Raw genomic sequence first — 12,247 nt, forward strand, 5'->3', positions numbered from 1 at the left:
CTCTCCGGGGGGCTATTGCGCGTATCCCGCGATGGACTCCGCAGGGGGCTATCGCACAAAGGGGGATAGCCCTGCGAAGATGCGGCTGGCTGCATCGGAGCGAGTTCTCGTTCCGATAGGATTTTGACAGAGCCGTTATTCCGGCTTCTTTCCGCTGATAAGGATGCTGGCGATGGACTCGCCGATCCCGCCGACCATCTCTTCCGGGATGCGCGGATCTCCGAGGATGGCCTGTGCCGTCGGATCGTTCTGCATGCAGTCGATCGACATGGGTGTCTCACCGAGGATGGTCACATCCTCGAATCCGGCATCTCTCACCCTGTCCACGTACTCCTCCTTCCCGATCGCCCCCGATATGCAGCCGACGTACGCGGCAGCCGATCGCAGGATCGCTTCCGGGAGCGGGCGTACGAGGGTGGTATCGGAGATCATCAGCCGACCGCCCGGTCTCAGCACGCGGAACGCCTCGCGGAAGACCTGGGATTTGTCGGGCGACAGGTTGATGACACAGTTGGAGATGATCACGTCCACGGAGTTGTCGGCGACCGGCAGGTGTTCGATCTCGCCGAGACGGAACTCAACGTTTGCGAATCCTCCCTTCCGTGCATTCTCCCGCGCCTTTGCAAGCATCTCCGGCGTCATGTCCACCCCGATCACCCGCCCCGCGGGACCCACCCGCCGGGCCGCCAGGAAGGCGTCGAACCCCGGGCCGGAACCCAGGTCCAGCACCGTCTCCCCCGGTTTGAGGGAAGCGAGCGCGACCGGGTTCCCGCACCCCAGGCCCAGGTTGGCCCCGGCCGGAACTCCCTTCAGATCCTCGTCCGCATAGCCGATCTTCCGGCTGATGGCATCCGCGCTGTTCAAAGACCCGCAGCCGCATGTGCCGGGACCGCAGCAGGACTGCCGTCCCCGGGCTACCCTGGCGTAGCCCTCCCGCACCTTCTCTTTGATCCGTTCGTCGGTCATCTGTTCGCCTCGTCTGACAGGACCCCGTTCACCATGGGTCCTACGACAGTCTTCACCGATTCGTTCAGCCGCTCGACCTTGAGCAGCATGATGCAGCAGACCTCGCCGTTCTTCTCCCAGCCGACCGCTGCGAGTTTCGTCCCGGCAGCGATTCCCGCCCGCGCCCGCAACTCTTTCGGGAGCACCATCTGGCCCCGCTCGTCCACGCTCAGGATCGCTTCGAGCGTGCAGCGGCTCAGGGGCCCGGGCACCGGGCAGCAGGATTCTCCTGTCTCCTTCATGGTCTTGCCATGTACCATGGGATGCGGCATATGATAAATTTTCTGAATATTCTGCATATTCTGAAATTGTGGAGTGCCGCGGGGCGGGATTACGGACGGGTAAAAATGCGGATGGATGCCGCGGTGGATAAAAAAACGGATGGATCCTTTCAGGGATGGTTCAGGAGCCACGCCCGGCCCGCATCCGTGATCCCGTAGATGATCCAGTTCCCCTGCTGCTCGCTCGCCACAAATCCCGCCTGCCGGAGCACACCGAGGTGGTAGGAGAGCTTGGAGTCGGCGATCTGCAGGATCTCCCTGATCACGCAGACGCAGAGGGGCTGCGAGAGAAGTGCGTAGAGGATGGTCAGGCGGATGGGATCCGAGAGCGCACCAAATTTTTTCCCTTCGCGTATGAGTTCATCCCGCTTCGGGATTCTCTCTTTCAGCCCTTCAATGCCGCCCATTTCCTGGAGCCTCTCTTTGATGGGCTCCGGCAGACCGGCCCAGCACGCCTTTGTCTTCACGGACATCAATATTTCAAGTTATTGTGAAATGCGAAGATATATAATCTATGGTGGGTATGTTATTTCAACATAATTTGAAACTTCGACAATCACCCGGAGACGACGGAGAAGATGATGCGGCGGAATACACAGGGGGAGTCCTCTACGGTAACACCATACCGGCATCGAACAGGGCAGGAACTCGACGGAGGGCACAGGGATGGCTGATCCCATCAGCGGGGCGCTGCTCGCCGGGCTGGCCTCGGTCCTGGACTACCTCTCGGCGCACGTGCTCACCTGCCTGGTGCCGGCCTTCTTCATCGCCGGGGCGATTGCGGCGTTTGTCAAGAAGGACGCGATCCTGAAGTACTTCAGCGCGGACACGAAGAAGTCCGTCTCCTACAGCATCGCCGCCGTCTCGGGGACAGTCCTGGCGGTATGCAGCTGTACGATTCTGCCCATCTTCGCGGGCATCCTCAAGAAGGGGAGCGGCATCGGTCCGGCGACCACCTTCCTCTTCTCGGGTCCGGCGATCAACATCCTCGCCATCATCTATACGGCGAGGGTCCTGGGGGCGGATCTCGGGCTTGCCCGGGCGGTCTCAGCCGTGCTCCTCTCGGTCCTCCTCGGGCTTGCCATGGCATTCCTCTTCCGGAGCTACGACGGGGAGGCGAAGAAGGCGCCGGTGGTGCCGGTGGGCGGTGCCGTCTGCGAGGAGCGGTCGAACCGGATCACGCTTCTGTTCTTCGCCCTGCTCGTCGGGATCCTGGTCGTCGGCGCCGCACAGATCGACTGGTTCATCAAGTTCCCCATTCTCTACGCCCTGACGCTCGGCGTTGCGATCCTGCTCGTCTACTACTTCGAGCGGGACGAGGTGACCGAGTGGGGGCTGGAGACCTGGGACCTCACAAAAAGGATCTTCCCCATCCTGATCGCGGGAACGTTCGTCGTCGGGATCATTGCCTTCTTCCTGCCGCCGGAGACCTTCCGCCCCTTCCTCGGGGGCAACTCCATCATATCGTGCTTCCTGGCATCGATCCTGGGTGCGTTCCTCTACATGCCCACGCTCCTGGAAGTGCCCATCATCGGGACGACGTTCGGCTACTCCGTCGGGGTCATGGGAGCCGGCCCGGCGCTCGCGCTTCTCCTGGCCGGGCCGACGATCAGCCTGCCGAGCATGCTGGTGCTCTACCGGATCCTGGGCGGGCGGAAGACGGCTGCGTACGTGGTCCTCGTCGTGATCCTCTCCACGCTCGCCGGGGTCCTCTTCGGCAACGTGCAGGGATTCATTCCGGCAGGGTGGTGCTGAGGTGGAGAAGAAGCCCTGCTGCGCCGCGGAGGCCCTCCGCCGGGTGAAGCCGCTCTCCGTGGACGGAAAGACCGTCGGGATCGCCTGGCTGGAGCCCATCATCGAGGAGGTTGCAGCTCTGGATCTCGGGGGAGATGAGCAGATCGTCGCGGAGCTGGTGAAGCGGGTGAAGATCTACAACTACATCCCGCGGAGCGCTGAACACGCTTATGCGGCAGCAATTTATGAGGAGTATAAGAAGTATGTATCCCACGATGAGGAATAACGATGGGATCGAGAACCAAGGGGAGATATGATGGTCACAATTGAGGTGCTGGGCACCGGATGCCCGAAGTGCAGGCGGACGATCAGGAACGTGGAGGAAGCGGTGAAAGAGCTCAAGATCCAGGCTGATATCCGGAAAGTGGACGACATCACCGAGATCATGAGCCGCGGGGTGATGCTCACCCCCGCCGTCTTCATCGACGGCGAAGAGAAGGTGGTGGGCCGCGTGCCCTGCGTCGAGGAGCTCAAGGAGCTGCTGCAGGGGTAACATGACAGAAACACCGACATGCTCGTGCGGAGCAGATGAACCGCGACGGATCGTCTTTCCCTGCGCCGGCCAGGCAAATACGGGGCAGCTCTCGAACATCGCCGCGGTCCGGCTGACCGAGGAAGGGTTCGGTAGCATCGCCTGCGTCGCGCTGCTGGCGACCGGGGCCGAAGGGCTCGTGAAGAACGCGAAGAATGCCGACGAGGTGGTCGTGATCGACGGGTGCCCGGCGGTCTGTGCGAAGAAGATCGCGGAAGCGCAGGGCATCGTCCCGGCCCAGCACGTCATTGTCACCGAGTGCGGGATCGAGAAAGGGCCGTCCCGCTCCTATACGGAGGACGATATCGAGACGGTCGTCGCGGCGGTGTGGCGCGGCGAGGGGAGGCGGAGAAGCACCAAAAAGAGAGAGCCGTCCGCTGGGCCTTCCAGCGGCTGCGGGTGCGGCTGCGACGGGCCCTGTTGAAGATCTTTCGGCGCAATGATGTAGCCAATCAGAAAAAAGGATGGTTTGATGACGTCAATCGGGTTTATCGGGGGAGGACGGGTCGCCCGGATCCTCCTGGGTGGATGGCAGCACGCCGGCAGAATGCCGGAGCGTGTCGTGGTGAGCGATCCGAGTGCAGATTCCCTGCGGGAGTTGCAGAGCCGGTTCCCCGGGATTCACGCGATACCGGGTGCAAATCCAGATGCGGCATATCAGGATATCGTGCTGCTCGCCGTACATCCGCCCGTGGCACCAGCCATCCTCGCCGAGATCGTGCCGGTGCTGCAACCCGGCACGATCGTGGTCTCGCTGATGCCGAAGGTCTCGATCGCCCGGATCGCGTCGATGCTCGGCGGGTTCCAGCGGATCGTACGGATGATCCCGAACGCTGCATCGGTCGTCGGCAGGGGATACAATCCAATCGCCTTCTCCCCGGCGCTCTCGGGGCAGGAACGCAGCAGGATCGTCGCGCTCCTCGCGCCCCTGGGCGACTGCCCGGAAGTGCCCGAGGAGCACCTCGAGGCGTATGCCGTGCTGACCGCGATGGGGCCGACCTACCTCTGGTTCCAGTTCGATGCGCTGACGAAGCTGGGAGTCGCGTTCGGGCTTCCGGCGAGCGCGGCGGCCGAGGGCGTGCTGAAGATGGCCGAGGGGGCGATCGCGACGATGGCAGGATCGGGACTCACGCCTGCCGGGGTGATGGATCTCGTGCCGGTAAAACCCCTGGGCGAGGACGAGGCGGTCATCCGGGACTGCTACGAGAGACGGCTGCGGGGCATGTACGCGATGCTGAAGGGGTAGCCGTGAGACTGATCGTCACCTGTTCGGGGATCTCCAACACCGGCAAGCTGACGACGCAGGTCGCCACGGCGCTCATGCGGTCCCGGCCCGGGGCCTTCGTCTGGGTGAAGGCACAGAAACCCCCCGGTGAGATCCAGGCGTGCGCCGGGGACGCCGAGGAGCTCGTGGTGATCGACGGCTGTTCGGACTGCTGTGCAACGAAGAAGATCCGGGCTGCCGGGGTTGGGCTCCCCTGCCGCTGCCACGTCGTGGCAACCGAGTGCGGCGTGGTGAAGAACGGCATGGCCGATGTGCAGTACGGGGAGATCGAACAGGTGATGCGGGAGGTCGCCCGCATCCTGGGAGGCCTCCGCTAGGAGCGTACGGAGAGTGCAAAGTGTGAAGATCTGTATTTTAAGCGACGGCAAGTTCGGGGACCGGGCCTATGAGGTCATCGGTGAGAAGTTCCCCGTGGAGTTCATCCGGGTGCCGTACTTCGCCTCCCCCGTGGTGGACGACCTGGACCTGGACATCCCGAAGTGCGACCTCTACATCTCGTATGCCCGGCACCCGGATGTTGCCCGCGCCATCGCGGAGAAGGGGGTGCCCACCATCCTCGGGATCAGTTTCGGGCCGGGATTCCTGCGGCAGGTGCGGGAAGCGAACGAGAACGTGGTCGCACCGCTGACCATGTGCTCTCTCGAAGACAACACCTGGATGGACGCGGTGAACGAGTACACCCGGGTCTTCGGCAGACCGCGCTTCGAGGTGGAGATCGAGGACGGGCGGTTCAAAATGGTCCGGGTGCTGCGGGGATCCCCCTGCGGCTCGACAGTTGCCGCTGCCGCCGAACTCGTCGGCCAGCCGGTCACGCCGGAGGCGATCCGCCACTTCGGGCTGCGGATCTGCCACTTCTGCCGGGCCCCGAGGTTCGGGAAGACCTGCGACAAGGAGGTGGCCGGCGTCCTCCAGATGCGGGAACTGCTGGATGCGATCCGCCGTTCGTCCGAGGCTGACCAGAACCAGCTGCGGGCGTTTGCCGACGAAGTCGAGGAGATCTATAAGCAAAAAGTGGAGCATCTGTGAGCTTTCAATACGTTCCAGAAGAGAGGGAGTTAGAATGAACGATCAGAAGCTGCTGGTCATCGAGTGGAAGCACCTCGATGTGGAAGGCGAGACCTGCGAACGGTGTGCGGGCACGATCCAGGAGATCCGCCGCGCCGTCGAGGGGTTGCAGAAAGAAGGGAAACTGGAGGGGATCACGGTCCGCATCCGGGATACCCCGCTCTCCGCAGACCGGATCGGCGAGTCGAACGCGATCCTGATCAACGGGGTTCCGATCGAGGCGATCGTGGCCGCGGAGGTCGCCCCCACGCCCTGCCCCTCCTGCTCGACTCTGACGGGGCAGGAGAGCTGCTGCCGGGCTCTGGATGTGGGCGGCACCCGGTACGAGCAGGTGCCGGCGGATCTCATCCGCTCCGCTGTGCTCAGGATGCTCGCGTATCTTTAGGGATTCCGAGGGAGAGAAACACGACCATCTATGGTAAAAGAACGGCAACTCTCATTCTTTGAGAAGTACCTGACACTCTGGGTGGGCCTCTGCATCATCGGCGGCATCCTCCTCGGGAGGCTGGCCCCCGGCGTCGCTACTGCGCTCGACGCCCTCTCGATTTACCAGGTCTCGATCCCGATAGCGATCGCCCTCTTCTTCATGATGTACCCGATCATGGTGAAGATCGACTTTGCCGAGGTGATCCGGGCGGCAAGGACCCCGCGGCCGGTGGGGCTCACGCTCTTCCTCAACTGGGCGATCAAGCCCTTCACGATGTACCTGATCGCCTCGTTCTTCCTGGGATACCTCTTTGTCGGCTTCATCCCGGGCACAGAGATCCTGCCGAATGGCGTGGAGGTGGAGCTCTGGCGGAGCTACGTCGCCGGCTGCATCCTCCTCGGCATCGCCCCCTGCACCGCCATGGTGCTGATGTGGAGCTACCTGGCCCGGGGCAACGACGGCCTGACGCTCGTGATGGTCGCGATCAACTCCTTAACGATGCTCGTGCTCTACGCACCGCTCGGCGGCTTCCTGCTCGGGGTGAACGCAATGCCCATCCCCTGGGAGACGATCCTGCTCTCCGTGGGGATCTACGTCGCCCTCCCGTTAGTGGCCGGCTACTACTCCCGGAAGTGGGCCATCCGGAGGAAGGGGATGCCCTGGTTCGAGAGCCGCTTCCTCCCCGTGCTCACCCCGGTGAGCATCGCGGCCCTCCTCGGTACGCTTGTCCTCCTCTTCTCCTTCAAAGGGGACGTCATCGTGGCGAACCCGCTCACCATCCTCTGGATCGCGATCCCCCTCTTCATCCAGACGGTGCTGATCTTCACCCTCGGCTACATCGCCGCCTGGCAGCTGCGGTTCGACTACCGGGATGCCGCGCCGGCGTCGATGATCGGGGCCTCCAACCACTTCGAGGTGGCGATCGCGACGGCCACGATCCTCTTCGGGCTCCAGTCAGGGGCAGCGCTCGCAACGGTGGTCGGTGTCCTGATCGAGGTGCCGGTGATGCTGATGCTGGTCAAGATCTGTTTACGAACCCAGAACATATTCGGGGGTGCCGCATGAGAGGAACCATTCTCGTACCTCTCGAGATGGCGGAGAGCGCCGAGAAGATCCTCTCCGCCGTGGAGGAACTGGCGCGGGCGGGCATCGAGAAGGTCGCCCTCCTGCACGTGATGAGCGTCCGGCATACCCTCGCGGATCCCGCGATCCGCCGGTATGACGAAGCAAAAATGAAGGAGTGGAAGGATCGGCTCCTCGCCTGCGGGGTGAAGGCGGTCACGACCGGGGTGGTGGACGGCTTCCCTGCATACGAGATCCTGGAGCGGTCGAAAGACCCGGACGTTTCTCTCGTCGTCATGGGATCCCGAGGGAGCACGCAGCTCTCCCGGCTCCTCCTCGGGAGCACCACGGAAGAGGTGCTCCACTCGGTGCGGAAGCCCCTGTTCGTTGTGCGCCTCCAGATCCTGGAGGCCGAGGGTGGCCTGGTCTGCCGCCTCTCGACGGATCGGCTCTTCAGGCGCATCCTGTACGCGACAGACTTCTCCAAAGACGCCCTGCTCTGTATCCCCTGCCTCTCCTGGCTGGCGGCAGCCCGCCCGGAGGAGCTGATCGTCGCTCACATCCAGGACACCCGGCGCCTGGGCCACGTCACGGAGGAGCAGATGGCAGAGTTCAACCGACGGGATACCGAACGGCTGGAAGCGCTCAAAGAGCAGTTCGAGCGTGCAGGGTTCGGGAAGGTGACCACGGTGCTCCGCACGGGAAATGCGATTGCCGAACTCCTGGAGCTCGCCCGCACCCGCGAGCCCACCCTGATCGTGATGGGCGCGAAGGGGCGCACGGGCGTCCGCGAGATGCTGCTCGGAGGTGTGACCGAGACGATCGTCCACCAGGCACCGGTCCACGTGCTGGTGATGCGGTAAGCGGGAGGATGGTGCGTGGTATACGTGAGAATTCAGGCATCTTGCGGGATACATCAGGATGAGCCTGTGGCCCCTGCAGTGAAAAGGCGGTGAATATCGTACCGGGTCCAGACCGTGCCAGAGGACACACTTTCTGGCCCGGACACTGTTCGTGAATGGCAAAAGGATGAACCGTCAAGAAGGAAAGAACTGTCGTTTCACAAGGTGCTTTACACGACGGATTTCTCTGCAGACGCAGGGGGGCGATCCCCTATCGCAGGGGCCGAAGAGATGGTTGTACCCCGCATCATCGAAGTCTTCGGGTTTGCATCCATCATGGAGGGATCTCGGAGATCGGGTCTGGATCCGAAGACCTTCAAGGAGGATGCTCTCGAGCCGATGGCCCGAGTGGAGCGGAAGAGGGCCGGAGAAGTCCAAGGGCGGATCCAGCGGGAAGGGCCGAAGGCGGAGGTGAGAATCGAGTTCGGGAAATCCCGCGGCATCATCGCCCGTGTCGCAGAAGAAGAGGAGGATGCGGGTATCATCGTGATAGGTGCGCAGGGAAAGGGGGGAAGATTTGGGCAGCCATCCTCGGGAGCGTCTCCGAAGGAACCCTCCGCCGTGCGAAGGTGCCTGCATTCGTGGTGCGATGAACCCCCTGTGAGGAATCGTGGTGTCGTGCAGGGATGGTTCACATCCGTGGATGGAACATGCAGGGGTGTTCCTCGGTAGGGAGGGATACGATCCGGACTGCGCCGGCAGGGGGGTTGATCCCTTTCGGGAAGTATGCATGCGAAGCACCGGCAGCGACGCTGGTGAGGAAATGGAAGGATGTGATCGTGTTTGAGAAAGATTGAGATACTGGGCACCGGATGCACGAAGTGCAGACAGACGATCAGGAACGTGGAGGAAGCGGTGAAGGACCTGGGGATCCAGGCGGAGATCGTGAAAGTCGATGACCTCACCGAGATCCTGGACCGAGGGGTGATGCTGACGCCGGCCCTCTTCGTCGACGGCGAGGCGAAGGTGGTGGGCCGTGTGGCGGATGTAAAAGAGATAAAAGAGATCCTGAAGGGGTGAAAAGATGAAAGAAGATGCATCGTGCGTGTGCGGCGGACCGGGCGTCTCCGAGGGTGGGAAGAGACGGGTGCTCTTTTCGTGCGCGGGGGCCTCCAGCACCGGGCAGGTCTCGAACTCTGCGGCAGTGCAGCTGGCGCTTGAAGGCTACGGTATCCTGGCATGCACGGCGGGGCTTGCAGTGCAGGCGCCCTCCACGCTCCAGAAAGTAGAAACGGCCGAAGAACTCGTTGCCATCGATGGCTGCGCGGTTGCCTGCGCCCGGAAGATCCTGGAGAGGGAGGGGCTTACCGCAGACGTCCACCTTGTTGTTACGGATCTGGGAGTGAAGAAGACTGGCGACCCGATCCCGGGCGAGGACGAGATCGAGGTTGTCGTGGCGGAGGCCTGGAAACGGTAGAAGGATGCACAGCGGTACGTGATCGTAAAATGACTGACATTACAGCAGAAGAAGTGCGAAGGCTGGCCTCCGTGATGAAGGACGCCCTCGGACTCTCCGGATCCCCGATCGGAGTGCGGTTCCTGAAGACCGATACGGAGGTCCCGGGTGCGGAGCCGGCGAAAGGTCACCGCTACTGCCAGGCGCTGATGCGGGCCCGCCACGGGGACCACGTGGTGGTGACGGAGAAGACGATTTCGTGCCCTGCGGCGGCACGGGCTTTTGGGTTCCGGCCGCTCCCGGAACCCCTCCGGAGCGGCAAGGGATTGATGGGGTTCGGCATCACTGCAGAAGAAGCGGTGGGGAAGACGATGTTCGAGCGGATGCCGGTCCTCGAACCGGGGCAGGTCGTCCAGCTGGATGTCTTCCCGCTCGATAGGGCGGAGGAGGTGCCGGATCTGGTTGTCGTGGAGGACGAGGCCGAGAAGCTGATGTGGATCGTCCTCTCCTACATGCACGCCACGGGCGGGGAGCGGGTCGCGGGATCCACGGCAGTCCTCCAGGCGACCTGCGTGGACTCCACCGTTGTGCCGTACCTGGAGAACCGCCTGAATTTCGGTCTCGGCTGCTACGGCTGCCGGGATGCGACGGATATCGGGCCGGGAGAGACGGTCCTGGGTTTCCCGGCGGACTTCCTCCCGGCAATCGTCGAGCACCTCGAATACCTGAAGAAGAAAGCGCTCCCGCATTCCCGCGAGACGCACGCTCTCGCTGCCCTGAAAAAGCATATGGCCAGGGACCACCCCCGGGAGTCCTGCTCCACATTCTGAGAGGGAGGGGTAGCATGAAAAAGAAAGTACTCTTCATCTGCACGCACAACGCCGCCCGCTCCCAGATGGCGGAGGGCTACCTGCGGGCCCGCTACGGCGACCGCTACGAGGCCTCTAGCGCCGGGACGCAGCCGACGCGATTGAGCCCCCGCGCGGTCCGCGTGATGCAGGAGATCGGCATCGACATCTCCGGGCAGCGCTCCAAGCCGCTCGAGGAGTTCTTCGATAGGGAGGTGGACCTCGCCGTCACGATCTGCGACGAGGCCACGGCGGCCTGCCCCTTCTGCCCGGGCGCAAAAGAAGTCGTCCACCAGGCGTTTGCGGACCCCGAACACCTGACCGGGACGGAGGAGGAGGTCCTCGCCGGCTACCGGCGCGTGCGCGACGGGATCGCCCGCTGGATCGATGCCACCTTCGGGGGCGTCAAGAAAGCCTGAAACTTCGAAGGATTATACCGTCATCGGAGTGATGAGAGGATTACTGCCCATCCTTTTAGGGTAGGATATCCCCTCCTGGGGGTGGGAACTCCGCATGGTCCGTGACGGATCACCACTACAACCCGGGAACAATGCCGAAAAACACAATCACTGCCACCGGAATGGAGATCCCCGGTTGATAAAAATGAGGATAAGATATGCGGGCTGAGCGCGGAGAGCCAATCCATATGGATATTCCCTATTGCCGGCAACACTACAACTTTACGTAGTGCCCGGCGTCGTTGATGATGGCGATGAAGTACCTGGATAACGACGTGCGCCCTGGATAGGATCTGGAGATCGACCTCTGGAGGGGGGAAACCTTGTCGCCGTCCGGGGTACCAGCAGGTACGGTATGGCTTGTTCTGCGGCGGTCCGTGGATTTGCTGCAAGAGTTGCCAGCAATACGGAGGGAATTGATTTTGCTGAGAGGATCGTCCCGTCCCTCAACGATTCAGAGATGCAGCTGCTCAAGGACCAATTCACTGAAAGGCGGGCCCGATGCAGGAAACTGGGGGTTCGGGAGAGACAGGTGACAATCAGCAGTAGAACCCTCCGAACATCTCTATCCATGAACCATGTTCCGTTGCTGGTGCTCTGGAGACGTTTGTCGGATACCATGGCGATCAGTCCATGGTCGAGGTCTGGAGACATTAGCACCTGGCTGAATATGCATTCTCGAGGATCGAGGCAGTCTGGATCCTCGCCTGCAATCATACGGAAGACCGGCGAAGGAACGGCAAGAGGAATGCTTCTCCGGCCAACGACCTCCCCCTTACTCCCGTGGATCTCACCGCGCCATCCGCGCCATCTCGTCGAGGGGCAGGGTCGCGTACTGCGGGTTGGCCACGACCGCGGCCATGAGCCCCGGGTCCGCCTCGAGCCGCGCGGCAAGCAGCTCCATGAAAACACGCAGCGAGGGGGCCGATGGCGCCGCCCGCGAGTAGTACATCCATAATCCTTCCCGCCGGGCGGCCACCAGGCCGGCATGGCGAAGGACCGTGAGGTGGCGCGAGATCTTCGCCTGCGGCATCCCGAGGGCCACCTGGATCTGGCATACGCAGACCTCGCCTCCCCCCAGCAGCAGGTAGATGCGCAGCCGGGTCTCGTCCGCGAGCGCCTTGAATAGGGCGGTATAGGCCTGGAGCACGGCGCTATCGGTCCGTACCGCCTTCATCTGCTCACCCGGCGC

General features: G+C 62.8%; 19 protein-coding genes. 15 read left to right on the top strand and 4 right to left on the bottom strand.

Annotation, left to right across the window (positions count from 1 at the left end; genetic code table 11):
* Nucleotides 1-135: 135 nt before the first annotated feature.
* The 3 genes from QMC96_03030 to QMC96_03040 form a co-directional block, all read right to left on the bottom strand.
* The gene (locus QMC96_03030; GenBank protein ID MDI6875728.1) at nt 136-966 is read right to left on the bottom strand and encodes an arsenite methyltransferase; all 831 of its coding nucleotides are present in this window, start codon (nt 964-966) and stop codon (nt 136-138) included.
* Nucleotides 963-1,265, bottom strand: coding sequence for an HgcAB-associated protein (locus QMC96_03035; protein ID MDI6875729.1), 303 nt, complete (start codon nt 1,263-1,265; stop codon nt 963-965). Before QMC96_03035 ends, QMC96_03030 begins: the two co-directional genes overlap by 4 nt.
* 131 nt (nt 1,266-1,396) lie before the next feature.
* Entirely contained in the window at nt 1,397-1,759 is a 363-nt protein-coding gene (locus tag QMC96_03040) for a metalloregulator ArsR/SmtB family transcription factor (GenBank protein ID MDI6875730.1), read from the bottom strand.
* Nucleotides 1,760-1,952: 193 nt separating this feature from the next.
* Here QMC96_03040 and QMC96_03045 point away from each other — a divergent pair, with 193 nt between their 5' ends.
* The 15 genes from QMC96_03045 (at nt 1,953) to QMC96_03115 (ending at nt 11,016) form a co-directional block, all read left to right on the top strand.
* The gene (locus QMC96_03045) at nt 1,953-3,041 is read left to right on the top strand and encodes a permease (protein MDI6875731.1); all 1,089 of its coding nucleotides are present in this window, start codon (nt 1,953-1,955) and stop codon (nt 3,039-3,041) included.
* Nucleotide 3,042: 1 nt separating this feature from the next.
* Nucleotides 3,043-3,306, top strand: a complete 264-nt coding sequence (locus tag QMC96_03050; GenBank protein MDI6875732.1) for a hypothetical protein — start codon at nt 3,043-3,045, stop codon at nt 3,304-3,306.
* Nucleotides 3,307-3,336: 30 nt separating this feature from the next.
* A complete protein-coding gene (locus tag QMC96_03055; protein MDI6875733.1) occupies nt 3,337-3,573 on the top strand; it encodes a thioredoxin family protein in 237 nt (78 codons plus the stop codon).
* A 1-nt stretch (nt 3,574) separates the two neighbouring features.
* Entirely contained in the window at nt 3,575-4,036 is a 462-nt protein-coding gene (locus QMC96_03060) for a putative zinc-binding protein (protein MDI6875734.1), read from the top strand.
* 48 nt (nt 4,037-4,084) lie between these two features.
* Entirely contained in the window at nt 4,085-4,858 is a 774-nt protein-coding gene (locus QMC96_03065) for an NAD(P)-binding domain-containing protein (GenBank protein MDI6875735.1), read from the top strand.
* A 2-nt stretch (nt 4,859-4,860) separates the two neighbouring features.
* Nucleotides 4,861-5,214, top strand: a complete 354-nt coding sequence (locus tag QMC96_03070) for a putative zinc-binding protein (protein ID MDI6875736.1) — start codon at nt 4,861-4,863, stop codon at nt 5,212-5,214.
* A 22-nt stretch (nt 5,215-5,236) separates the two neighbouring features.
* On the top strand, nt 5,237-5,923 hold the full coding sequence (locus QMC96_03075) for a DUF166 family protein (GenBank protein MDI6875737.1): 687 nt from the start codon (nt 5,237-5,239) through the stop codon (nt 5,921-5,923).
* Nucleotides 5,924-5,957: 34 nt separating this feature from the next.
* Nucleotides 5,958-6,347, top strand: coding sequence for a DUF2703 domain-containing protein (locus tag QMC96_03080; protein ID MDI6875738.1), 390 nt, complete (start codon nt 5,958-5,960; stop codon nt 6,345-6,347).
* 30 nt (nt 6,348-6,377) lie between these two features.
* Nucleotides 6,378-7,454 (top strand): ACR3 family arsenite efflux transporter, encoded by a 1,077-nt coding sequence (gene arsB, locus QMC96_03085; GenBank protein ID MDI6875739.1) that lies wholly within the window; start codon nt 6,378-6,380, stop codon nt 7,452-7,454.
* The gene (locus tag QMC96_03090; protein MDI6875740.1) at nt 7,451-8,314 is read left to right on the top strand and encodes a universal stress protein; all 864 of its coding nucleotides are present in this window, start codon (nt 7,451-7,453) and stop codon (nt 8,312-8,314) included. Before arsB ends, QMC96_03090 begins: the two co-directional genes overlap by 4 nt.
* A 270-nt stretch (nt 8,315-8,584) precedes the next feature.
* Complete coding sequence (locus QMC96_03095) at nt 8,585-9,025, top strand: universal stress protein (protein ID MDI6875741.1); 441 nt, start codon at nt 8,585-8,587, stop codon at nt 9,023-9,025.
* Between the two features lie 111 nt (nt 9,026-9,136).
* Nucleotides 9,137-9,373 carry a thioredoxin family protein gene (locus QMC96_03100; GenBank protein ID MDI6875742.1) on the top strand — a complete coding sequence of 79 codons (237 nt, stop codon included), beginning with the start codon at nt 9,137-9,139 and terminating at the stop codon, nt 9,371-9,373.
* A 4-nt stretch (nt 9,374-9,377) separates the two neighbouring features.
* A complete protein-coding gene (locus QMC96_03105; GenBank protein ID MDI6875743.1) occupies nt 9,378-9,770 on the top strand; it encodes a putative zinc-binding protein in 393 nt (130 codons plus the stop codon).
* A gap of 29 nt (nt 9,771-9,799) precedes the next feature.
* Nucleotides 9,800-10,579: a DUF169 domain-containing protein gene (locus QMC96_03110; protein ID MDI6875744.1), complete on the top strand. Its 780-nt coding sequence runs from the start codon at nt 9,800-9,802 to the stop codon at nt 10,577-10,579.
* Between the two features lie 14 nt (nt 10,580-10,593).
* Nucleotides 10,594-11,016, top strand: a complete 423-nt coding sequence (locus tag QMC96_03115; GenBank protein ID MDI6875745.1) for an arsenate reductase ArsC — start codon at nt 10,594-10,596, stop codon at nt 11,014-11,016.
* Between the two features lie 829 nt (nt 11,017-11,845).
* Here the strand turns inward: QMC96_03115 and QMC96_03120 are convergent.
* On the bottom strand, nt 11,846-12,232 hold the full coding sequence (locus tag QMC96_03120; protein MDI6875746.1) for a metalloregulator ArsR/SmtB family transcription factor: 387 nt from the start codon (nt 12,230-12,232) through the stop codon (nt 11,846-11,848).
* Nucleotides 12,233-12,247 lie beyond the last annotated feature (15 nt).

The organism is Methanomicrobiales archaeon (assembly GCA_030019205.1).
GTDB lineage: Archaea > Halobacteriota > Methanomicrobia > Methanomicrobiales > JACTUA01 > JASEFH01.